Raw genomic sequence first — 20,317 nt, 5'->3', positions numbered from 1 at the left:
CGGTTAGGCCGGTTTGACCCGATCCGCCGGGCGCCGAACCCCGGCCACAATCTTATCCACAGCCTTGGTCGCCGCGACCATGCCGAACGTTGCCGTCACCATCATCACCGCGCCAAAGCCCCCGGCGCAGTCGAGCTTCACGCCATCCCCGACAAAACTCTTCTGCAAGCAAATGCTGCCATCCGGTTTCGGGTAGCGCAGTTGCTCGGTGGAAAACACGCAGGGCACGCTGTAGTGACGGGTCACGGTGCGGGAGAAGCCGTAGTCGCGGCGTAGCGTGGAGCGCACTTTCGACGCCAGCGGATCGTTGAACGTGCGGTTCAGGTCGCAGACCTGGATCAGTGTCGGGTCGATCTGCCCGCCCGCGCCGCCGGTGGTGATGATCTGGATTTTGCGTCGCTTGCACCAGGCGATCAGCGCCGCTTTGGCGTTGACGCTGTCGATGCAGTCAATCACGCAGTCGATGTTCGGCGTGATGTACTCGGCCATGGTTTCGCGGGTGACGAAGTCCGCCACCGCATGCACCGTGCAGTCCGGGTTGATCCCGCGCAGGCGCTCGGCCATCACCTCGACCTTGGGCTTGCCGACGGTGCTGTCCAGCGCATGCAGTTGACGGTTGACGTTGCTGACGCAGACGTCATCCAGGTCGAACAGCGAAATCTCGCCCACGCCACACCGGGCGACAGCTTCCGCCGCCCAGGAACCGACGCCACCGACGCCGACGATCGCCACATGGGCCGCGCGCAAACGCTCCAGGCCTTCGATGCCATACAAGCGGGCGATGCCAGCAAACCGCGGATCTTCTGTACTCATGACCATTACCCCAAAAACCGGCGCGCATTATAGGGCCGTCGGCGGTCAAGAGCACCTTTGGGCTATGGACGGCAGTCTTGACGGCTTCAAATGACTACAAATTATTGGAATTGGGCTATAGCGCCCCGGTCAAAGAACTTAAGTCGACCTGGATTGCCCAATGTCGGGCGTTTCCCTGTTCGCTGTACGGTCAGAGAACCTCCAGTGTAGGATGCGCGCCCCTGCCACCTGGCAGCCGGCCGCCAACCGTTCCTTCGTTCCACAGCCTTTGGAACCCGAAAAAGCTATGTCATCGCGTAAATTTGGACTCAACCTGGTCGTGGTGCTCGCCATCGCAGCCTTGTTTACCGGCTTCTGGGCGCTGGTCAATCGCCCGGTTACCGCCCCCAACTGGCCTGAACAGATCTCCGGCTTTTCGTACTCGCCGTTTCAACAAGGCCAGTACCCGCAAAAAGCCCAGTACCCGACCGACGATGAAATGCGTCGCGATCTGGAGATCATGAGCAAGCTGACGGACAACATCCGGACCTACTCGGTCGACGGCACCCTGGAGAACATTCCCAAACTGGCGGAAGAATTCGGTCTGCGGGTAACCCTGGGGATCTGGATCAGCCCGGACCAAGAGCGCAACGAGCGCGAGATCACCCGCGCCATCGAAATCGCCAACACCTCGCGCAGCGTGGTTCGTGTGATTGTCGGTAACGAGGCGATCTTCCGTAAGGAAATCACCGCGGCGGAGCTGAGCCTGATCCTGGATCGCGTCCGCGCGGCCGTAAAGGTTCCGGTCACCACCTCTGAACAGTGGCACGTCTGGGAAGAAAACCCGAGCCTGGCCAAGCACGTCGACCTGATCGCCGCTCACGTCCTGCCCTACTGGGAATTCGTTCCGGTGGACAAGGCCGGTCAGTTCGTCCTCGACCGCGCCCGCGACCTGAAAAAGATGTTCCCGAAAAAACCGCTGCTGCTCTCCGAGGTTGGCTGGCCGAGCAACGGCCGCATGCGCGGTGGCGCCGATGCGTCGCCGGCGGACCAGGCGATTTACCTGCGCACGTTGGTCAACAAGCTCAACCGCCAAGGCTTCAACTACTTCGTGATCGAAGCGTTCGACCAGCCGTGGAAGGCCAGTGACGAAGGTTCGGTGGGCGCGTATTGGGGTGTGTTCAACGCCGCGCGTCAGCAGAAATTCAACTTCGAAGGCCCGGTGGTCGCGATCCCGCAATGGCGCGTGCTGGCTATCGGCTCGGTCGTGCTGGCCCTGCTGTCGCTGACCCTGCTGATGATCGACGGCTCGGCCCTGCGTCAACGTGGCCGCACCTTCCTGACCTTTATCGCGTTCCTCTGCGGTTCGGTGTTGGTGTGGATCGGTTATGACTACAGCCAGCAATACAGCACCTGGTTCAGCCTGACGGTGGGTTTCCTGCTCGCCCTCGGTGCACTCGGGGTGTTTATCGTTCTGCTGACCGAGGCCCATGAACTGGCCGAAGCGGTCTGGACCCACAAACGTCGGCGTGAATTCCTGCCAGTGGTGGGCGATTCGCACTACCGTCCGAAAGTGTCGATCCACGTACCTTGCTACAACGAGCCGCCGGAGATGGTCAAACAGACCCTCAACGCCCTGGCCAACCTCGACTATCCGGACTTTGAAGTCCTGATCATCGACAACAACACCAAAGACCCGGCGGTTTGGGAACCGGTACGCGATTATTGCGAAACCCTCGGCCCGCGCTTCAAGTTCTTCCACGTGGCACCGCTGGCCGGCTTCAAGGGCGGCGCGCTGAACTACCTGATTCCGCACACCGCCAAGGATGCCGAAGTGATTGCGGTGATCGACTCGGACTACTGTGTCGACCCGAACTGGCTCAAGCACATGGTGCCGCACTTCGCCGATCCGAAAATCGCCGTGGTGCAGTCGCCGCAGGATTACCGCGACCAGAACGAAAGCACCTTCAAGAAGCTCTGCTACGCGGAATACAAAGGCTTCTTCCACATCGGCATGGTCACCCGCAACGACCGTGATGCGATCATTCAGCACGGCACCATGACCATGACCCGGCGCTCGGTGCTCGAGGAACTGGGCTGGGCCGACTGGTGCATCTGTGAAGACGCCGAGTTGGGTCTGCGCGTGTTCGAAAAAGGTCTGTCGGCGGCGTATTACCACACCAGCTACGGCAAAGGCCTGATGCCCGATACCTTTATCGACTTCAAGAAACAGCGTTTCCGCTGGGCCTACGGAGCGATTCAGATCATCAAGCGTCACACCGCCAGCCTGCTGCGCGGCAAGGACACCGAACTGACCCGTGGCCAGCGTTACCACTTCCTCGCGGGCTGGTTGCCGTGGGTGGCGGACGGCATGAACATCTTCTTCACCGTCGGCGCGTTGTTGTGGTCGGCGGCGATGATCATCGTGCCGCAACGGGTCGATCCACCGCTGCTGATTTTCGCAATCCCGCCGTTGGCGCTGTTCGTGTTCAAGGTCGGCAAGATCATCTTCCTGTACCGCCGTGCGGTCGGGGTCAACCTCAAGGATGCATTCTGCGCGGCATTGGCAGGGCTAGCGTTGTCGCACACCATCGCCAAAGCGGTGTTGTACGGCTTCTTCACCAGCAGCATTCCGTTCTTCCGCACCCCGAAAAACGCCGATAACCACGGCTTCTGGGTCGCGATTTCGGAAGCGCGCGAAGAAGTATTCATCATGCTGCTGTTGTGGGGCGCTGCGCTGGGGATCTTCCTGGTGAACGGTTTGCCGAGCAACGACATGCGCTTCTGGGTGGCCATGTTGCTGGTGCAATCGCTGCCGTACCTGGCGGCGCTGATTATGGCGTTCCTGTCGTCGCTGCCAAAACCGGTGGCCGAAGCCACGACCGCACCGGCTGTCTAAATCAGTACAGATGCACTAAACGGCGGCCAATGGTCGCCGTTTTGCTTTAAGATAACCGCCATTTTGCAGGCCTTGGCCGGGCACGTACCAACGGCCAAACGCCATACCTGTGGGAGCGGGCTTGCTCGCGAAGCTTTTGGCGTCAGTAATGGCCCCTTCGCGAGCAAGCCCGCTCCCACATTTAGCCCGCGCCCATATTTCATGTTTTCGGAGCTTTCCATGACGGCCCACGCCGACCTTTCGCCGACCCTTCAACTCGCCATCGACCTGATCCGCCGTCCGTCCGTGACGCCGGTCGACGCCGATTGCCAGAAGCAGATGATGCAGCGCCTGGGCGATGCCGGTTTCAAGCTGGAACCGATGCGCATCGAAGATGTGGATAACTTCTGGGCGACCCACGGTAAACACGAAGGCCCGGTGCTGTGTTTCGCCGGTCACACCGACGTGGTCCCGACCGGTCCGGTAGCCGCCTGGCAGATCGATCCGTTCAACGCGGTGATCGACGAGCACGGCATGCTCTGCGGCCGTGGCGCGGCGGACATGAAAGGCAGCCTCGCGGCCATGACCGTAGCCGCTGAGCGCTTCGTCGCCGACTACCCGGACCACAAGGGCAAGGTCGCTTTCCTGATCACCAGCGACGAAGAAGGCCCGGCACATCACGGCACCAAGGCTGTGGTTGAACGCCTCGCCGCCCGTAAGGAACGTCTGGACTGGTGCATCGTCGGCGAACCGTCGAGCACTACCCTGGTGGGTGACGTGGTCAAGAATGGCCGTCGCGGTTCCCTCGGCGCCAAATTGACCGTGCGCGGTGTGCAGGGTCACGTGGCCTATCCGCACCTGGCGAAAAACCCGATCCACCTCGCCGCCCCGGCGCTGGCCGAACTCGCCGCCGAGCACTGGGATCACGGCAACGATTTCTTCCCCCCTACCAGTTTCCAGATCTCCAACGTCAATTCCGGCACCGGCGCGACCAACGTGATTCCGGGTGATCTGGTGGCGGTGTTCAACTTCCGCTTTTCCACCGAGTCCACCGTCGAAGGCCTGCAAAAGCGCGTCGCCGATATTCTCGACAAGCATGGTCTGGACTGGCACATCGACTGGGCGCTGTCCGGCCTGCCGTTCCTCACCGAACCGGGCGCCCTGCTCGACGCGGTATCGGCGAGTATCAAGGACATCACCGGTCGCGAGACCAAGGCCTCCACCAGCGGCGGTACTTCCGACGGGCGCTTCATCGCGACCATGGGTACACAAGTGGTCGAACTGGGCCCGGTCAACGCGACGATCCACCAGGTCAACGAGCGCGTGCTGGCGGCCGATCTCGACGTGCTGACCGAAATCTACTACCAGACCCTGATCAAGTTGCTCGCCTGATGCTTGCGTGTCCGATCTGCAGCGAACCGCTGAACGCGGTGGACAACGGCGTGGCTTGCCCCGCCGGGCATCGTTTCGACCGTGCGCGGCAGGGTTACTTGAACCTGTTGCCGGTGCAGCATAAAAACAGCCGCGACCCTGGGGATAACCTGGCGATGGTCGAAGCCCGTCGCGACTTTTTGAACGCCGGCCATTACGCGCCGGTGGCCAAGCGTCTGGCGCAACTGGCGGCGCAATACGCGCCCCAACGCTGGCTGGACATCGGTTGTGGCGAGGGTTACTACACCGCGCAAATCGCCGAAGCCTTGCCCAATGCCGACGGCTACGCCCTGGACATTTCCCGGGAAGCGGTCAAACGCGCCTGCAAACGCAACCCTGCGCTGACTTGGTTGATCGCCAGCATGGCGCGAGTGCCGTTGGCCTCCGCCAGTTGTCAGTTTCTCGCCAGCGTTTTCAGCCCGCTGGACTGGGAAGAAGCCAAACGCCTGCTCAGCCCCGGCGGCGGCTTGATGAAAGTCGGGCCGACCAGCGGCCATCTGATGGAATTGCGCGAGCGGCTGTACGACGAAGTGCGCGAGTACACCGACGATAAGCACTTGGCGCTGGTGCCGGAAGGCATGGCGCTGCAGCACAGCGAAACCCTGGAGTTCAAACTGACGCTTGCCAGTGGTCAGGATCGCGCGAACCTGTTGGCCATGACACCCCACGGCTGGCGCGCCAGTGCCGAACGCCGGGCAGCCGTCATCGAACAGGCCGAGCCGTTCGAGGTCACCGTGTCGATGCGCTACGATTATTTTGTTCTTCAATAAACTCTAAAATTTGGTCTTGAGCAAACAGCTTGAGGCCGGCTAAATCCGCGAATGGATTTTTCAGACCCGCAGTGAGGACATCCATGCGCCAACCCGATATCGAGATTTACCTGAAAGACGCCGACGTCGACTACAAGGCCATCGCAGCCTGGCTCGGCGCAGCTTTAGGCCCGTGCACCGATTGGGTTCAGAAAGGCCAGACTTACAAGTGCAAGGCCGGCAGCGTGCCGGTGACCTGGCTGCCGAAAGCCGTCGGCAAATGGAACAGCCTGTACCTGGAAAGCGACCAGACCCCATGGGAAGACGACATCGCCTGCGCCCGCGCAGCCTTTGCCGCGCTGAACGTCGAAGTGCGTTGCGCGCCGGGCAGCTGGGTCGAGGAAGAGGGTGAAGAGACGGCTGATCGCTGGATGCGCATCAGCGCCGATGGTGAAGAAGAAATCACCTGGAAAACCGCGTAAAAAATCCGTACGACGGACGTATGCACAACGCGGATCAAATGTGGGAGCGGGCTTGCTCGCGAATGCGGTGTGTCAGTCAAAATTGATGTCGACTGACACACCGCATTCGCGAGCAAGCCCGCTCCCACATTGGTTTTGTGTAATGTGAAGGGTTGTGTTTACAAGCCCACCACATCCTCAGCCTGCAAGCCCTTCTCGCCGGTCACCACTGCATACTCAACCTGCTGACCTTCAGTCAGCGAGCGATGCCCTTCGCCGCGGATCGCGCGGTAGTGCACGAACACGTCCACCCCGTCCTCGCGCTGAATGAAGCCATAGCCCTTGGCGTCGTTGAACCACTTCACATTGCCGGTTTCGCGTGTTGCCATTTGTTCATACTCCCTTTTTATTATTGATCGGGCTTTTCGCAGGAAAGCCTCGGGAACGTCAGCCTGCGCATACCGGTCCCATGAGGGCAACGGCGACAGAGTGCCGAGTATATGACAGGCACCAGAACTCTCAATAGGAGTTTACTTCGCTGCTTTTTTGCCGATTTTCGACGAATACGGCACACTATCTACCGCCCGAGCAAACGCTCGGTTTTTTTCACTCACGCAGAAGCCGTATGACCCGTTCCCCGTTTCGCCGTCTTGTGTTTGGCACCCTGCGCCGACTGCTGTACCTCTGGGTTCGCTCGGAGACGATCAATCAGTCGTCGTTCACCCTTAACCTCGACCGCAGCCGGCCGGTGTTCTACGTCCTGCAAAATCCTTCATTGACCGACCTCGCCGTGGTCGATACCGAATGCAGCAAGGCCGGCCTGCCCCGCCCGGTATTGCCAGTATCGGTGGGCGCGTTGGTAGAGCCCGCCGCATTCTTTTACCTGACGCCGGAGCCCGACTGGCTCGGCCGTCAGGACAAGCGCGGTGCGCCACCGACCCTGACCCGTCTGGTCAGCGCCCTGAGCCAGAACGCCGCCGAAGACGCGCAGATCATTCCGGTCAGCGTGTTCTGGGGCCAGTCGCCGGACAGCGAATCGAGCCCGTGGAAACTGTTGTTCGCCGACAGTTGGGCGGTCACCGGGCGTTTGCGTCGGCTGCTAAGCATCATGATTCTGGGGCGCAAGACCCGGGTGCAGTTCTCGGCGCCGATTCATTTGCGTGAACTGATCGATCACAACAAAGGCCACGAGCGCACCGTGCGCATGGCCCAGCGGATTCTGCGGGTGCACTTTCGCAACCTGAAAGCCGCGGTGATTGGCCCGGACATTTCCCACCGCCGCAACCTGGTCAAAGGCCTGCTCAATCAGCCGTCGGTCAAACAGGCGATCCTCGACGAAGCCGAGCGCGAGAACATCTCCCCGGAAAAAGCCAAGGCACAAGCCTTGCGCTACGGCAACGAGATCGCCTCGGACTACACCTACACCGCGATCCGCTTTCTGGAAGTGGTGCTGAGCTGGTTCTGGAACAAGATCTACGACGGGATCAAGGTCAACCACATCGAAGGTGTGCAGAAAGTCGCCCAGGGGCACGAAGTGATCTACGTGCCGTGCCACCGCAGCCACATCGACTACCTGCTGCTTTCCTATCTGCTGTTCCGCAACGGCCTGACTCCGCCGCACATCGCCGCCGGGATCAACCTCAACATGCCTGTGATCGGCAGCCTGCTACGACGTGGCGGCGCGTTTTTCATGCGCCGCACCTTCAAGGGCAACCCGCTCTACACCTCGGTGTTCAACGAATACCTGCATACCCTGTTCACCAAAGGCTTCCCGGTCGAGTACTTCGTCGAGGGCGGCCGCTCGCGCACCGGGCGCATGCTGCAACCGAAAACCGGGATGCTCGCGATCACCCTGCGCAGCTTCCTGCGTTCGTCGCGCATGCCGATCGTCTTCGTGCCGGTGTACATCGGCTACGAGCGCGTGCTGGAAGGCCGCACCTACCTCGGCGAATTGCGTGGCGCGAGCAAGAAGAAAGAATCGATTTTCGACATTTTCAAAGTCATCGGTGCGCTCAAACAGCGCTTCGGTCAGGTTGCGGTCAACTTCGGAGAGCCGATCAAACTGGCGGAGTTCCTCGACAGCGAACAGCCAGACTGGCGCCAACAGGAACTCGGTCCGCAATTCAAACCGGCCTGGCTCAACGAAACCACCAACCGCCTCGGCGAGAAAGTCGCACAGCATTTGAATGAAGCGGCGGCGATCAATCCGGTGAATCTGGTGGCCCTGGCGTTGCTGTCCACCAGCCGTCTGGCGCTGGATGATCGCGCTATGGCGTGGGTGCTCGATCTGTATCTGGCGCTATTGCGCAAGGTTCCCTACTCCTCGCACACCACCCTGCCGGAGGGCGACGGTCGGGCGCTGATCGAGCATGTGAAGGACATGGACCTGCTGTCCGAGCAAAGCGATGCGCTGGGCAAGATTCTGTACCTGGATGAACAAAACGCTGTCCTGATGACCTACTACCGCAACAACGTGCTGCACATCTTCGCGTTGCCTTCGTTGCTGGCGAGTTTCTTCCAGAGCACCTCACGCATGAGCCGCGAGCAGATCCTGCGCTACACCCGCGCGCTGTATCCGTACTTGCAATCGGAGCTGTTCATTCGCTGGACGCTGGATGAACTCGATGGCGTGGTCGATCAATGGCTCGAAGCCTTCGTCGAGCAAGGCCTTCTGCGTTTCGAGAAAGACGTGTACCTGCGTCCGGCACCGAGCTCGCGGCATTTCGTGCTGTTGACGCTGCTGTCGAAAAGCATCGCCCAGACCTTGCAGCGCTTCTACATGACCGTTTCCTTGCTGCTCAACAGCGGCCAGAACAGCATCAGCGCCGAAGAACTCGAAGACCTGTGCACGGTCATGGCCCAGCGCCTGTCGATCCTCCACGGCCTGAACGCCCCGGAGTTCTTCGACAAGAGCCTGTTCCGTCACTTCATCCAGACAATGCTGGACCTCGACGTGCTGCGCCGCGACGAGGCCGGCAAGTTGAGCTATCACGAACTGTTAGGCGAACTGGCCGAAGGCGCCGCCAAACGGGTATTGCCAGCGGAGATCCGCTTGTCGATCCGTCAGGTGGCGCTGCATCGCAGTGAAGATGCGGCGGATCAAGTCGCGGCTCCCGCGCAGACCGTCTAAATTCCTACAGGCGCCAGGCTTCTTCTGGCGCCTTTGATACGGAGATCTTTGATGAAAAAACTCTCTCTTGTTCTGCTGACTGCCCTGCTCGGTGCCTGTCAGTCGACACAACCGATCGCCAACGCCAGCCTCGACGGCGAAGTGTTCTACTTGCAACGCATTGCTCTGCCACCGAACGCGACCTTGAGCGTCAGCTTGCAAGATGTGTCCTTGGCCGACGCACCGGCGGTAGTGCTCGACGAGCAGAAAGGCCCGGTCAAGGGCCAAGTGCCGTTGCCATTCCATTTGAGCTACGATCCGGCGCAGGTCAAACCCGGCCATCGCTACTCGGTCAGCGCCCGCATCGAAGTGGACGGCAATCTGATGTTCATCACCACTGAAAATCACGCCGTGAAACTGGACGGCAAAGATCCGCAACCACTGAAAATCCGCGTCGACGCAGCACGTTAACTCTCTTTTATGAACAAGGAAGCCGCCATGCTCCGCCCTACCCTTCGCTTCGCCGGCCTGTGCGCAGGCTTGATGATCTGCGCCAACGCCCTGGCCCTGTCGCTCAATGACCTGTCGCAACAAGATGCCACCGGCGGTCTCAAGGACGCCCTGACTCAAGGCGCGCAACTGGCCGTTAAACAACTCGGCACACCCGGCGGCTTCAGCAACAACCCGGACGTGAAGATCGAACTGCCGGGCAAGCTGGGTAAAGTCGCCAAGAAAATGAAACAGTTCGGCATGGGTGATCAGGTCGATCAACTGGAAACCAGTATGAACAAAGCGGCTGAAACGGCCGTGACGCAAGCCCAGCCGATCCTGGTAGATGCGGTGAAGAAAATGACCGTGGAAGATGCCAAGGGGATCCTCAGCGGCGGCAAGGACTCGGCCACTCAGTACCTGAGCAAAAGCAGCCGCGAACAGATCCGCACCAAGTTCCTGCCGATCGTCAAACAAGCCACCGATCAAGTCGGCCTGGCGCAGCAGTACAACGCATTCGCCGGACAAGCCGCGACCTTGGGCGCGCTGGATGCGAAAAATGCCAACATCGAAAGCTATGTGACCGAACAGGCGTTGAACGGTTTGTTCGAGATGATTGGCAAGCAGGAAGAAACCATTCGCCAGAACCCTGCGGCGGCGGCGACCGGTTTGGCGAAGAAGGTGTTTGGTACGCTCTAAACCTCAACTCCGATCCTGTGGGAGCGAGCCTGCTCGCGATTGCGGTGTTTCAGCCACAGTTGATGTCGACTGACACAGCCTCATCGCGAGCAAGCCCGCTCCCACGAAAATCAGATCATCGACGCTGCCCGCAGAAAGAATACCCACTCGCGCCCCATCTTCCTTTTCTCGAACACCTTCAACTCGACCAACCCGTTCAGGGTGGCCGACGCGGTGTTGTAAGAGCAGTTCAGATTCTCCTTCACATTGACCGCCGTGAACTCCTTGGCCATTCCACTCTTGGCCACTTGGTATACGGCTCGCTGTTTCTCGGTGAGCTGGTCGAAGAAACCTGACTCCAGCAGCCATCGATCAAAGCTTTCGGTGTAGGCAAGGCTTTTTCGATAAGCCTCAGTAAAAGCGCTGACTGCCCGGAAGATCACTGAACACTGGAAGTCGATGAAATAGGTCATGTCCAGATCATCGGCCTCGGTATTCAGATACGAGCGCCCATATTTCACCGGCGCATTGCGCAGCAACAGGCTAATCGCGATGTAGCGAAAGGCCGAAAAATCATTCTTGAACATGAACCAGTAAAACAGTGCCCGCGCGACCCGACCGTTGCCATCGCGAAAAGGATGCTCATAGCCCAGCGCAAAATGCAGCGCGATACCTTTGATCAATGGATGAAGGTAATCCACTTGATCGGGATCGTCGTGAGACTGGTTGATCCACTTCGACAGCACCTGCAATCGTGACGCGAGTCCCGCTGCGGGGGGCGGCGTATGAACAGTGTTGCCCTCACCGTCCTGCACCACCACGTCATCGTTGATCCTGAAAGCACCCGGTGAATATTGCGGGTCATCGATACCTTCAACGCCAACACGATGCATCGCCGTGATCAGTTCGATGCTCAAGGGGTCATAACGCTTTTCCCAAGCGAAGTTCATCATCTTGTAGTTGCCGATGACCATCCGCTCATCCGGCGTACGCGGCAGGCGTTTGCGCTTGAGCATGTCCTTGGCCACGCGGGTGGTGGTCGCCGCACCTTCGAGCTGGCTGCTGCTGATGGCTTCGTCTTCGATCAGATCGTTGAGCAGATAGCTGAAATGCGCTCGTTCGCCGATCTGTCCGGTCATGTATTCAAGGGCTGCCGTCGTCGCTTGTCGATCAACGGCCGAAACAGCTTTCTGGGCCAATGGGGTCAGCACAAATTTCCCCCACTGAATGGGCTCGCCCAATGGCAAAAGGCTGGAATACTGCGCGGTCCGGGCTTTCTTGACCAAGGCCCAGCACAGATTCGAATCCAGCCCCGGCGCCCAGCGGTAGCGCAACTCATCGAACGGAAGATAGCGCCCCTGATCGTCCAGAGGCTTGAGCAGTGCGAGGTAGTCCGAGAGGCGTTCCTTGTGGGGAGATTGCCCCAAACGATCGAACACCGGGTCGGATCTGCCCTTCAGCATGGGCGGCTTTTTCATTATTGGTGTCTCAACAACTCACGAAATTGAGTCTTGAGTACACCAGTGCACCTACGTTGACTCAATATCAGACGGATCTGAAATATGTGTAGGAGCCTGGACCACCTTCGCGGGCAAGCCTCGCTCCTACAGTGGAGCTGCGTATACACGCCCCAAAGAGTCAGACCGGCTCTTGCTTGACCCTGAACCAAGCCGCATACAACGCCGGCAAAAACAGCAACGTCAACGCCGTCGCCACAATCAGCCCGCCCATGATCGCCACCGCCATCGGCCCGAAAAACACGCTGCGCGACAATGGAATCATCGCCAACACCGCCGCCAACGCCGTCAGCACAATCGGTCGGAAGCGTCGCACCGTCGCCTCGATAATCGCCTGCCAAGGCTTAAGCCCGGCCGCGATATCCTGCTCAATCTGATCCACCAGAATCACCGAGTTACGCATGATCATCCCGGACAAGGCGATCGTCCCCAGCATCGCCACAAAACCGAATGGCTGGCGGAACACCATCAGAAACAGCGTCACACCAATCAGCCCCAGTGGCGCCGTCAGAAACACCATCACCGTGCGTGAGAAACTGCGCAGTTGCAGCATCAGCAACGTCAGCACCACCACGATAAACAGCGGCACACCGGCCTTCACCGAGTTCTGCCCACGGGTCGAGTCTTCCACCGTACCGCCGACGTCCAGCAGATAGCCGTCTGGCAGCTCGGCGCGAATCGGATCGAGGGTCGGCATGATTTGCTGCACCAGCGTCGCCGGTTGTTCTTTGCCATAGATGTCGGCGCGAACCGTCACGTTAGGCAGGCGGTTTCGGTGCCAGATGATGCCCTCTTCGAAACCGTATTCCAGCGTTGCGATCTGCGACAGCGCCACACTGCGACCGTTGTCGGTCGGCACGGCCAGGCTTGGCAGCAACGCCAGTTCGGTGCGCTCATGAACCGTGCCGCGCAGCAGGATCTCGATCAACTCGTTGTCTTCGCGGTACTGGCTGACGCTGGCACCGGTCAGTGAGCTTCGCAGGAAACCCGAGAGGTTTGCCGTGCTCACACCCAGCGCCCGCGCGCGGTCCTGATCGACGTTCAGGTAAACGACTTTGCTCGGCTCCTCCCAGTCCAGATGCACGTTGACCACGTGAGGATTCTCGCGAACCTTGGCCGCAACTTTGCGCGCCAGGGCACGGACGTCTTCGATGTGTTCACCGGTGACCCGGAACTGCACCGGATAGCCAACCGGCGGGCCATTCTCCAGCCGCGTGACCCGTGAACGCAGGGCCGGAAATTGTTCGTTCAGGGTTTCGATCAGCCAGGTGCGCAGGGTTTCGCGATCCTCGATGGTTTTGGCCAGCACGACAAACTGCGCAAAGCTCGCTGCCGGAAGTTGCTGATCCAGTGGCAGATAGAAACGCGGCGAACCGGTGCCAACGTATGCCACGTAGTTGTCGATCCCGGCGTGATCCTTGAGCAGGCCTTCAAGGCGTTTGACCTCCTCGGCGGTGTTGCTCAAAGACGCCCCTTCGGCCAGTTTCAGATCAACCATTAACTCCAGTCGCCCCGAAGCCGGGAAGAACTGCTGTGGCACGAAACGGAACAGCACCACTGACGCGACGAACATCACGATGGTCAGGACGATCACCGTTTTGCGCCGACGCACGCACCATTCCACCAGCCGTCTGACGCGCTGATAGAACGGCGTGCCATAAGGGTCGGGTTGGCCGTCGCCGATGCCATGCTTGGCGGCGTGAATTTTCGCCAGATCCGGTAGGAGTTTTTCCCCCAGATAAGGCACAAAGACTACGGCGGCAATCCACGATGCCAGCAACGCGATGGTCACCACCTGGAAGATCGAACGGGTGTATTCGCCGGTGCCCGATTGCGCGGTGGCAATCGGCAAGAAACCGGCCGCGGTGATCAATGTGCCGGTGAGCATCGGGAACGCGGTGCTGGTCCAGGCATAGCTGGCGGCTTTGACCCGGTCGAAGCCCTGCTCCATTTTGATCGCCATCATTTCCACGGCGATGATCGCGTCGTCCACCAGCAACCCCAGCGCCAGCACCAGCGCGCCGAGGGAAATCTTGTGCAGGCCGATGCCTAAGTAATACATGCAGGCGAACGTCATCGCCAACACCAGCGGAATCGCCAGTGCTACGACCATGCCGGTGCGCACACCGAGGGAGAAGAAACTCACCAGCAACACAATCGCCAGCGCCTCCACCAATACCTGAACGAACTCGCCGACACCGGTTTTCACCGCGGCGGGTTGATCGGACACTTTGCGCAGCTGCATGCCGGCCGGAAGGTTCTTCTGGATTCGGGCGAATTCGACTTCCAGCGCCTTACCCAGAATCAGAATGTCGCCGCCATCCTTCATGGCCACCGCCAGACCGATGGCGTCTTCAGCCATGAAGCGCATGCGCGGCGCCGGTGGATCGTTGAAGCCACGGCGAACGTTCGCCACATCGGCGATGCGGAACGTGCGATCACCCACGCGGATCGGGAAGTTCTTGATCTCATCGACCGTCTGAAAATTCCCCGAAACCCGTAGCTGCAAACGCTCGCTGGTGGTTTCGAAGAAGCCTGCGGTGGACATCGCGTTCTGCTCTTCAAGCGCCTGCTGCACCACCGCCAACGGCAACCCGAGGGTGGCCAGTTTGACGTTGGAGAGCTCGATCCAGATCTTCTCGTCCTGCAGCCCGAGCAGATCGACCTTGCCCACATCCTTGACCCGTTGCAGCTGAATCTGGACACGGTCGGCGTAGTCCTTGAGCACCGCGTAATCAAAACCTTCGCCGGTCAGGGCGTAGATGTTGCCGAAGGTGGTGCCAAACTCATCGTTGAAGAATGGCCCCTGGATGCCCGGTGGCAGGGTGTGGCGAATGTCGCTGATCTTCTTGCGGACTTGATACCAGAGCTCCGGGATTTCCACCGAATGCATCGAATCCCGAGCGATGAACGTGACCTGAGACTCACCCGGGCGGGAGAATGAAGCGATCCGGTCGTACTCGCCGGTTTCCATCAGTTTCTTTTCAATACGCTCGGTAACCTGGCGCGACACTTCCTCGGCCGTGGCCCCCGGCCAGGTGGTGCGAATCACCATGGCCTTGAAGGTGAACGGCGGGTCTTCGCTTTGGCCGAGCTTGGTGTAGGACAACGCGCCGACGACGGCCAGCAAAAGCATCAGGAACAGGACGATCTGACGGTTACGCAGCGCCCATTCGGAAAGATTGAAACCCATCGGGGATTACTCCTTGTGCGCCAGATTGACCACGCGGTTGGAGCGATCCACCGGGCGCACTTGCTGCCCGTCGTGAAGCACATGAACACCGGCCGCCACCACCCAGTCGCTGGCATTCAGGCCTTCGAGCACCGGCACGGTTTTCTCACCGAATGCACCGACCCGAACCGGGGCTTTTTTCAAGGTGTTGTTGGCGCCGACCACCCACACATAAGTGGCACCGTTTTCCGCGGTGACCGCCGACAGCGGCACCGACAACGACACCACATCGGCGGTCTGGATGAACACCCGGGCGCTCTGGCCGAGTTCGGCGGGAACCTTGCCGGCGGTAAAAGCGATACGGGCGGCGAAGGTGCGGGATTTCGGATCGGCCGCAGGCGACAGTTCACGGATGCGTCCGGGGAAACGTTGATCGGGCTGGGTCCAGAGTTCCACCGAGACCGGCTGGCCGACCTTGAAACGACCGAAGCTCTGCTCCGGCAGGCTGATCAACACTTCACGCTCGCCATCGGTGGCGAGGGTAAACACGGTTTGCCCGGCCGCGACCACTTGCCCGACTTCTACCGCACGTTTGGCCACCACGCCATCCTGGGGCGCGCGCAGCACCGCGTAACTGGCCTGATTGGTCGATACGTTGAATTCGGCTTTGATTTGCTTGAGGCGTGCTTCACCGGAGCGGTAGAGGTTTTCCGCGTTGTCGTACTGCGAACGGCTGACCATTTGCCGCTCCATCAGGGTCTTATAACGATCGCGCTCGGCGCGCACCAGGCTCAGGTTGGCCTCGGCGGCCGCGACTTGGGCACGGGTGGCTTCCAGTTGCAGGCGCACGTCCTGAGGATCGAGTTCCGCCAGAGGCTGGTCAGCCTTGACCCGCTGGCCTTCCTCGACCAGTCGTCGGCTGACTTTGCCGCCAATGCGGAAGGCCAGATCTGGCTCATAGCGCGCGCGGACTTCACCGGGATAACTTTCCATGGCCTGAGCCGAGGGCTCTGGCTGTACGACCATGGCCGGGCGGACGGTGACTTGAGGCGCCTCTTCATGGCCACACGCAGACAATAAAAAAGCCAGACTGACCGGCAATGCGAGGGGCAAAGCATAGCGGAACATGGAGAAGGACCTTTCGCTAATGGTGCTTGGAATAATTATACTGACCAGTATGTTATTAATAGCAAACTCACCAGTCCAGTATTAAAGCGAAGAATGTCGAACAATCTTTCAACACCCAGTGGTCCGGGCCGTCCCAAGGATCTGGCCAAGCGCCAGGCAATCCTCGACGCGGCGAAAATCCTGTTTCTGAGTAAGGGATACGCCAACACCAGCATGGATGCCGTGGCGGCCGAGGCCGGCGTGTCGAAGCTGACGGTCTACAGCCATTTCAATGACAAAGAGACGCTGTTTGCCGCCGCGGTGATGGCCAAGTGCGAGGAGCAACTGCCAACGCTGTTTTTTGAGTTGCCGGACGGCATTGCCGTGGAAACCGTGCTGCTGAACATCGCGCGCGGCTTTCATCAGCTAATCAACAGCGACGAATCGGTGAACCTGCACCGGTTGATGGCGACGCTGGGCAGCCAGGACCCGAAACTTTCGCTGATTTTCTTCGAGGCCGGGCCAGAACGCATGCTGCACGGCATGGAGCGGTTGTTGACCAAGGTCAATCAGAGCAGCGCGTTGAGCATCGATAAACCGCGCAATGCGGCAGAGCATTTCTTCTGCCTGCTCAAGGGCGCGGGGAATTTCCGCTTGCTGTATGGCTGCGGCGAGCCGGTGACCGGGGATGCGGCTGAAGCCCATGTGCGGGAAGTGGTGGGGTTGTTTATGCGGGCTTATCGGCCGGACTCGGCCTGATAAATTGAGGTGTCTGCGCTGACGCCTTCGCGAGCAAGCCCGCTCCCACATTGGATCTCCGGTGTACACAAAATCTGTGACCGACAAAGGTCCAATGTGGGAGCGGGCTTGCTCGCGAAGCAGGCGACATGGTCTTAGGGCTTGAGCGCTTTCTTCGGATAAATATCGTATCGGCTGGACTTGCCATCCAGCGCGTGACTCGGCTTCGGCCCGTCGATGCACGGCGCCTTGCGTGGGCGTTTGACCACCACCCGGTGACTGGCCAGGGCCAAAGCCGCTTCGAGCAATGCCGGCGCATCCGGGTCATCGCCTACCAGCGGCCGGAACAGGCGCATTTCCTTCTTCACCAACGCAGTTTTCTCACGATGGGGAAACATCGGGTCGAGGTAGATCACCTGCGGTGGCTCGCCTTCCCAGTTGCGCATCACCTCGATCGAATTGCCCTTGAGCAAACGCATCCGCGCCACGATCGGCGCCACGTCGAAATCTTCCGCGCCGCGCGCCAGGCCATCTTCCAGCAACGCGCCGATCAGCGGCTGGCGCTCGATCAGGCTCATCTCGCAGCCCAGGCTGGCCAGCACGAACGCGTCCTTGCCCAGCCCCGCCGTGGCATCCAGCACGCGCGGGCGCACGCCTTGGGCGACGCCGACCGCTTTGGCGATCATCTGACCGCTGCCGCCACCGTATAACCGACGATGGGCCGCGCCGCCCTCGACAAAATCCACCCGCACCGGTCCCGGTGCGTCCGGCCCCAGTTGTTGCAGCTGCAACCCCTGCTCGCCCACCTGCAAGGCAAACTCGCCGTCATCCACCTGCAACGGCAACCCCAGGCGCTCGGCCCATTGCTCGGCCTGTGGCTGAAAGGTCGTGCCCAAGGCCTCGACATGGATGCGGCAGGCCGCAGGTTGCTCAATCATGGGAAAACACGCTCAAAAAATTAATGATCGGCAAAAACGGCCGATAACCAAACTATCGAGCATTTTGCCAGAGCTGAGCGTCGACCGAGAGAAATGTCAGACATTCAACGCACATCGATAGGTTACATCTCGCCCCACGGCGATTTTGGCCTGCGAAATTCCCAAGCACTGAGCGGCGTCAGTCACCTGTGGCAGGATTTTTTTGCCCAGGCCCTGGCCGATCAGTCGGGCGATGTCGTGCCGGAGTCTCTCAACTTTCCGCCGGTTGATCTCGACAGCCCGGTCGAACCGACCGTTGGCAGCGAGCTGCTGGCGCACATCATTTCCCAGCGCGAATGTGATGTGATCGAAACACCAGTCCGCCCGCCAGAGCCGCTATTCCTGCCGATTGCCGAGTTCGAAATGGACCTGGCCGATAAACCTTTCCCGCCGTTCCCGCCGGAAGAAATCGTCGCGCAACAGAAACAACAGGACTTCGACAGCGGCTGGGTACGCCCGATCGTGCTCACCGCCGGTCAACCGCTGCCAGAGCCTGGCACCGCACCGCAACCGCGTCCGCTGCACTTGCCGATCGCCGAGTTCGAACTCGACCTGCTGGACAAACCGTTCCCGCCGTTCTCGCCCGAAGAGCTGGTGGAACAACAGAAACAATTCGATTTCGATAACGGCTGGGCACGCCCGATCGTTCTGCAGAACCTGCGCATCGCCGCGTAACCCTCAGCGACACCGCCACCACGGCCCGACATCCACATGAAAGTGATTGCGATGGGCGGCGTTGTAGTCCGGGCTCAACACCACGCTGAACATGTCGCAAGCGCCGTCGCGGACCTGATGGAGAAATCTCCCGTCCTGGTTATCCTTCGGCCAATCCTTGAGCACGCTGATGAATCGACCATCCGCCAGCCGGAATCCAGTGATATCCAGTGCATCAGCCGTGGCATGCTGGCTGCGTCTGCCGTTTTCGCGGTTGTAGACGTTGCGACAGGCAAAGCTGCCGAGATGGTCGACCCGTTTCACCCCCTGTCCGTAGACCGCCTGAGCCGTCGGTTGCAGGGCGTGGCGTTCGAACAAAGCGAACGCCACAGCCAGACGGCAACTGGCGAGGAAACTGCTGCTCAGCGCCGCCTCGCCACCTTGCACACGCAAGGCGTTGGTCAACGGGCAGGCCGCGTCCGGGCTGTCGGCCTGACGGGCCACCCGCAAATCTGAGCTGCTCAGCGCCTGGTCGCATAACTGCGGATCATCGCGTAGACGCATCAGTTTGTAGCGGGTCAGCAGGTTCGGTTCGGCCTTTACGTCCAGCGGCGCCCATGGGTTCCATTGCGGGGGAATGGAAACCCAGCCGCGCCAGACGCTCAACCCGGCAGCGCCGATGATCAACAGCACCAGCAACAGCCCCCACCGAAACCGCATCGTCAGCCTTTGAACAATTGATTGGCCTTCTGGAACGGCATCGACCGAGAGGTGAAGCCGAAGGTCCCGTGTTGCTGGATTTCCTCGGCAGCCCGGAAGAACTCGCCATACGCCGCCAGGGCCAGGGCCGAACCGACGCTAATGCGCTTGACGCCCATTTCACTCAACTGCTCGACCGTCAGCTTGAGCCCGCCAGACATCAACACATTGACCGGTTTCGGCGCCACCGCGCGGACCACCGCCAACACTTCTTCAGCGCTGCGCAGGCCCGGTGCGTAAAGCACGTCGGCCCCCGCCTCGGCGAATGCCTGCAAGCGGCGAATGGTATCGTCGAGGTCAGGATTGCCGTGTAGAAAATTCTCGGCACGCGCCGTCAGCACAAAGGGGAAAGGCAAACTGCGGGCCGCCGCGACGGCCGCTTCGATACGCGCCACGGCATGCTCGAAGCAGTAGATCGGACCGTCCTCACGCCCGGTGGCATCTTCGATCGAACCGCCGACCGCACCGACCTTTGCCGCACGCACAATACTTTGAGCGCAGTCGGCGGGGGCGTCGGCAAAACCGTTTTCGAGATCCACTGCTACCGGCAGATCAGTGGCCGCGACAATCGCTTCAACGTTCGCCAGGGTTTCATCGAGCGTCAGCCCACCATCGGGACGGCCCCGGGAAAACGCGTAACCGGCACTGGTGGTCGCCAGCGCCTCGAAGCCAAGGCTGGCGAGCATCTTCGCCGATCCGGCGTCCCAAGGGTTGGGAATGACAAAAGCGCCCTCACGTTCGTGCAGTGCTTTGAACGCCTGGGCTCGAAGGGTTTGCGCATCCATTGGCAGGCTCCTGAAAGGGAA

17 protein-coding genes are annotated in these 20,317 nt (G+C 60.3%); 9 read left to right on the top strand and 8 right to left on the bottom strand.

The genetic code is table 11. From position 1 onward, the window contains the following. Positions 1-3: 3 nt before the first annotated feature. A complete protein-coding gene (gene tcdA, locus AB7M29_RS08790) occupies positions 4-813 on the bottom strand; it encodes a tRNA cyclic N6-threonylcarbamoyladenosine(37) synthase TcdA (RefSeq protein WP_187326390.1) in 810 nt (269 codons plus the stop codon). A 286-nt stretch (positions 814-1,099) separates the two neighbouring features. On the opposite strand from tcdA, the gene AB7M29_RS08785 reads away from it, so the two are divergent. The 4 genes from AB7M29_RS08785 to AB7M29_RS08770 all read left to right on the top strand — a co-directional run bounded on the left by AB7M29_RS08785 (position 1,100) and on the right by AB7M29_RS08770 (position 6,332). Then, entirely contained in the window at positions 1,100-3,691 is a 2,592-nt protein-coding gene (locus AB7M29_RS08785) for a glycosyltransferase (protein ID WP_454246719.1), read from the top strand. 219 nt (positions 3,692-3,910) lie between these two features. After that, positions 3,911-5,062: a succinyl-diaminopimelate desuccinylase gene (gene dapE / locus AB7M29_RS08780; protein WP_454246718.1), complete on the top strand. Its 1,152-nt coding sequence runs from the start codon at positions 3,911-3,913 to the stop codon at positions 5,060-5,062. Further along, positions 5,062-5,871, top strand: coding sequence for a putative RNA methyltransferase (locus AB7M29_RS08775; protein WP_217856750.1), 810 nt, complete (start codon positions 5,062-5,064; stop codon positions 5,869-5,871). Before dapE ends, AB7M29_RS08775 begins: the two co-directional genes overlap by 1 nt. A gap of 83 nt (positions 5,872-5,954) precedes the next feature. Continuing rightward, positions 5,955-6,332, top strand: a complete 378-nt coding sequence (locus AB7M29_RS08770; RefSeq protein WP_008070352.1) for a hypothetical protein — start codon at positions 5,955-5,957, stop codon at positions 6,330-6,332. A 158-nt stretch (positions 6,333-6,490) separates the two neighbouring features. Here the strand turns inward: AB7M29_RS08770 and AB7M29_RS08765 are convergent, their stop codons facing one another. Continuing rightward, complete coding sequence (locus tag AB7M29_RS08765) at positions 6,491-6,700, bottom strand: cold-shock protein (RefSeq protein ID WP_007964248.1); 210 nt, start codon at positions 6,698-6,700, stop codon at positions 6,491-6,493. A 236-nt stretch (positions 6,701-6,936) separates the two neighbouring features. Here AB7M29_RS08765 and plsB point away from each other — a divergent pair, with 236 nt between their 5' ends. The 3 genes from plsB to AB7M29_RS08750 are packed head-to-tail and all read left to right on the top strand — an operon-like array spanning position 6,937 to position 10,608. Then, positions 6,937-9,441 (top strand): glycerol-3-phosphate 1-O-acyltransferase PlsB, encoded by a 2,505-nt coding sequence (gene plsB, locus AB7M29_RS08760; RefSeq protein ID WP_454246717.1) that lies wholly within the window; start codon positions 6,937-6,939, stop codon positions 9,439-9,441. Between the two features lie 51 nt (positions 9,442-9,492). Beyond that, the gene (locus tag AB7M29_RS08755; RefSeq protein ID WP_217856752.1) at positions 9,493-9,891 is read left to right on the top strand and encodes a YbaY family lipoprotein; all 399 of its coding nucleotides are present in this window, start codon (positions 9,493-9,495) and stop codon (positions 9,889-9,891) included. 27 nt (positions 9,892-9,918) lie between these two features. Next, complete coding sequence (locus AB7M29_RS08750; protein WP_217856753.1) at positions 9,919-10,608, top strand: DUF4197 domain-containing protein; 690 nt, start codon at positions 9,919-9,921, stop codon at positions 10,606-10,608. Positions 10,609-10,718: 110 nt separating this feature from the next. Here the strand turns inward: AB7M29_RS08750 and AB7M29_RS08745 are convergent, their stop codons facing one another. The 3 genes from AB7M29_RS08745 to AB7M29_RS08735 form a co-directional block, all read right to left on the bottom strand. Then, a complete protein-coding gene (locus tag AB7M29_RS08745) occupies positions 10,719-12,065 on the bottom strand; it encodes a Fic family protein (RefSeq protein WP_123719865.1) in 1,347 nt (448 codons plus the stop codon). A gap of 160 nt (positions 12,066-12,225) precedes the next feature. Beyond that, entirely contained in the window at positions 12,226-15,297 is a 3,072-nt protein-coding gene (locus tag AB7M29_RS08740) for an efflux RND transporter permease subunit (RefSeq protein WP_217856754.1), read from the bottom strand. A gap of 6 nt (positions 15,298-15,303) precedes the next feature. Beyond that, the gene (locus tag AB7M29_RS08735; protein ID WP_052967484.1) at positions 15,304-16,404 is read right to left on the bottom strand and encodes an efflux RND transporter periplasmic adaptor subunit; all 1,101 of its coding nucleotides are present in this window, start codon (positions 16,402-16,404) and stop codon (positions 15,304-15,306) included. 93 nt (positions 16,405-16,497) lie between these two features. Between AB7M29_RS08735 and AB7M29_RS08730 the strand changes: the two genes are divergently transcribed. Continuing rightward, positions 16,498-17,142: a TetR/AcrR family transcriptional regulator gene (locus AB7M29_RS08730; protein WP_217856755.1), complete on the top strand. Its 645-nt coding sequence runs from the start codon at positions 16,498-16,500 to the stop codon at positions 17,140-17,142. A 134-nt stretch (positions 17,143-17,276) separates the two neighbouring features. Here AB7M29_RS08730 and AB7M29_RS08725 read toward each other — a convergent pair whose 3' ends face one another. Then, positions 17,277-18,059: a class I SAM-dependent methyltransferase gene (locus tag AB7M29_RS08725; RefSeq protein ID WP_008012270.1), complete on the bottom strand. Its 783-nt coding sequence runs from the start codon at positions 18,057-18,059 to the stop codon at positions 17,277-17,279. Between the two features lie 93 nt (positions 18,060-18,152). On the opposite strand from AB7M29_RS08725, the gene AB7M29_RS08720 reads away from it, so the two are divergent. After that, on the top strand, positions 18,153-18,773 hold the full coding sequence (locus AB7M29_RS08720) for an energy transducer TonB (protein ID WP_454246716.1): 621 nt from the start codon (positions 18,153-18,155) through the stop codon (positions 18,771-18,773). Positions 18,774-18,776: 3 nt separating this feature from the next. Here the strand turns inward: AB7M29_RS08720 and AB7M29_RS08715 are convergent, their stop codons facing one another. Further along, positions 18,777-19,472, bottom strand: a complete 696-nt coding sequence (locus AB7M29_RS08715) for an extensin-like domain-containing protein (protein WP_217856757.1) — start codon at positions 19,470-19,472, stop codon at positions 18,777-18,779. A 2-nt stretch (positions 19,473-19,474) separates the two neighbouring features. Then, positions 19,475-20,296 carry an isocitrate lyase/PEP mutase family protein gene (locus AB7M29_RS08710; protein ID WP_454246715.1) on the bottom strand — a complete coding sequence of 274 codons (822 nt, stop codon included), beginning with the start codon at positions 20,294-20,296 and terminating at the stop codon, positions 19,475-19,477. Positions 20,297-20,317 lie beyond the last annotated feature (21 nt).

The organism is Pseudomonas sp. F-14 TE3623 (genome assembly GCF_053629015.1).
Note: the sequence above shows the minus strand (reverse complement) of the source record. Positions and strands in the feature narration are given on the sequence as shown.

What these genes read in the sequence shown, in the direction of transcription:
- AB7M29_RS08735 (WP_052967484.1), bottom strand. Translation starts at nt 16,404, where the DNA reads ATGTTCCGCTATGCTTTGCCCCTCGCATTGCCGGTCAGTCTGGCTTTT.
- AB7M29_RS08750 (WP_217856753.1), top strand. Translation starts at nt 9,919, where the DNA reads ATGCTCCGCCCTACCCTTCGCTTCGCCGGCCTGTGCGCAGGCTTGATG.
- AB7M29_RS08730 (WP_217856755.1), top strand. Translation starts at nt 16,498, where the DNA reads ATGTCGAACAATCTTTCAACACCCAGTGGTCCGGGCCGTCCCAAGGAT.
- dapE (WP_454246718.1), top strand. Translation starts at nt 3,911, where the DNA reads ATGACGGCCCACGCCGACCTTTCGCCGACCCTTCAACTCGCCATCGAC.
- plsB (WP_454246717.1), top strand. Translation starts at nt 6,937, where the DNA reads ATGACCCGTTCCCCGTTTCGCCGTCTTGTGTTTGGCACCCTGCGCCGA.
- AB7M29_RS08765 (WP_007964248.1), bottom strand. Translation starts at nt 6,700, where the DNA reads ATGGCAACACGCGAAACCGGCAATGTGAAGTGGTTCAACGACGCCAAG.
- AB7M29_RS08745 (WP_123719865.1), bottom strand. Translation starts at nt 12,065, where the DNA reads ATGAAAAAGCCGCCCATGCTGAAGGGCAGATCCGACCCGGTGTTCGAT.
- AB7M29_RS08710 (WP_454246715.1), bottom strand. Translation starts at nt 20,296, where the DNA reads ATGGATGCGCAAACCCTTCGAGCCCAGGCGTTCAAAGCACTGCACGAA.
- AB7M29_RS08740 (WP_217856754.1), bottom strand. Translation starts at nt 15,297, where the DNA reads ATGGGTTTCAATCTTTCCGAATGGGCGCTGCGTAACCGTCAGATCGTC.
- tcdA (WP_187326390.1), bottom strand. Translation starts at nt 813, where the DNA reads ATGAGTACAGAAGATCCGCGGTTTGCTGGCATCGCCCGCTTGTATGGC.
- AB7M29_RS08785 (WP_454246719.1), top strand. Translation starts at nt 1,100, where the DNA reads ATGTCATCGCGTAAATTTGGACTCAACCTGGTCGTGGTGCTCGCCATC.
- AB7M29_RS08775 (WP_217856750.1), top strand. Translation starts at nt 5,062, where the DNA reads ATGCTTGCGTGTCCGATCTGCAGCGAACCGCTGAACGCGGTGGACAAC.
- AB7M29_RS08755 (WP_217856752.1), top strand. Translation starts at nt 9,493, where the DNA reads ATGAAAAAACTCTCTCTTGTTCTGCTGACTGCCCTGCTCGGTGCCTGT.
- AB7M29_RS08725 (WP_008012270.1), bottom strand. Translation starts at nt 18,059, where the DNA reads ATGATTGAGCAACCTGCGGCCTGCCGCATCCATGTCGAGGCCTTGGGC.
- AB7M29_RS08770 (WP_008070352.1), top strand. Translation starts at nt 5,955, where the DNA reads ATGCGCCAACCCGATATCGAGATTTACCTGAAAGACGCCGACGTCGAC.
- AB7M29_RS08720 (WP_454246716.1), top strand. Translation starts at nt 18,153, where the DNA reads ATGTCAGACATTCAACGCACATCGATAGGTTACATCTCGCCCCACGGC.
- AB7M29_RS08715 (WP_217856757.1), bottom strand. Translation starts at nt 19,472, where the DNA reads ATGCGGTTTCGGTGGGGGCTGTTGCTGGTGCTGTTGATCATCGGCGCT.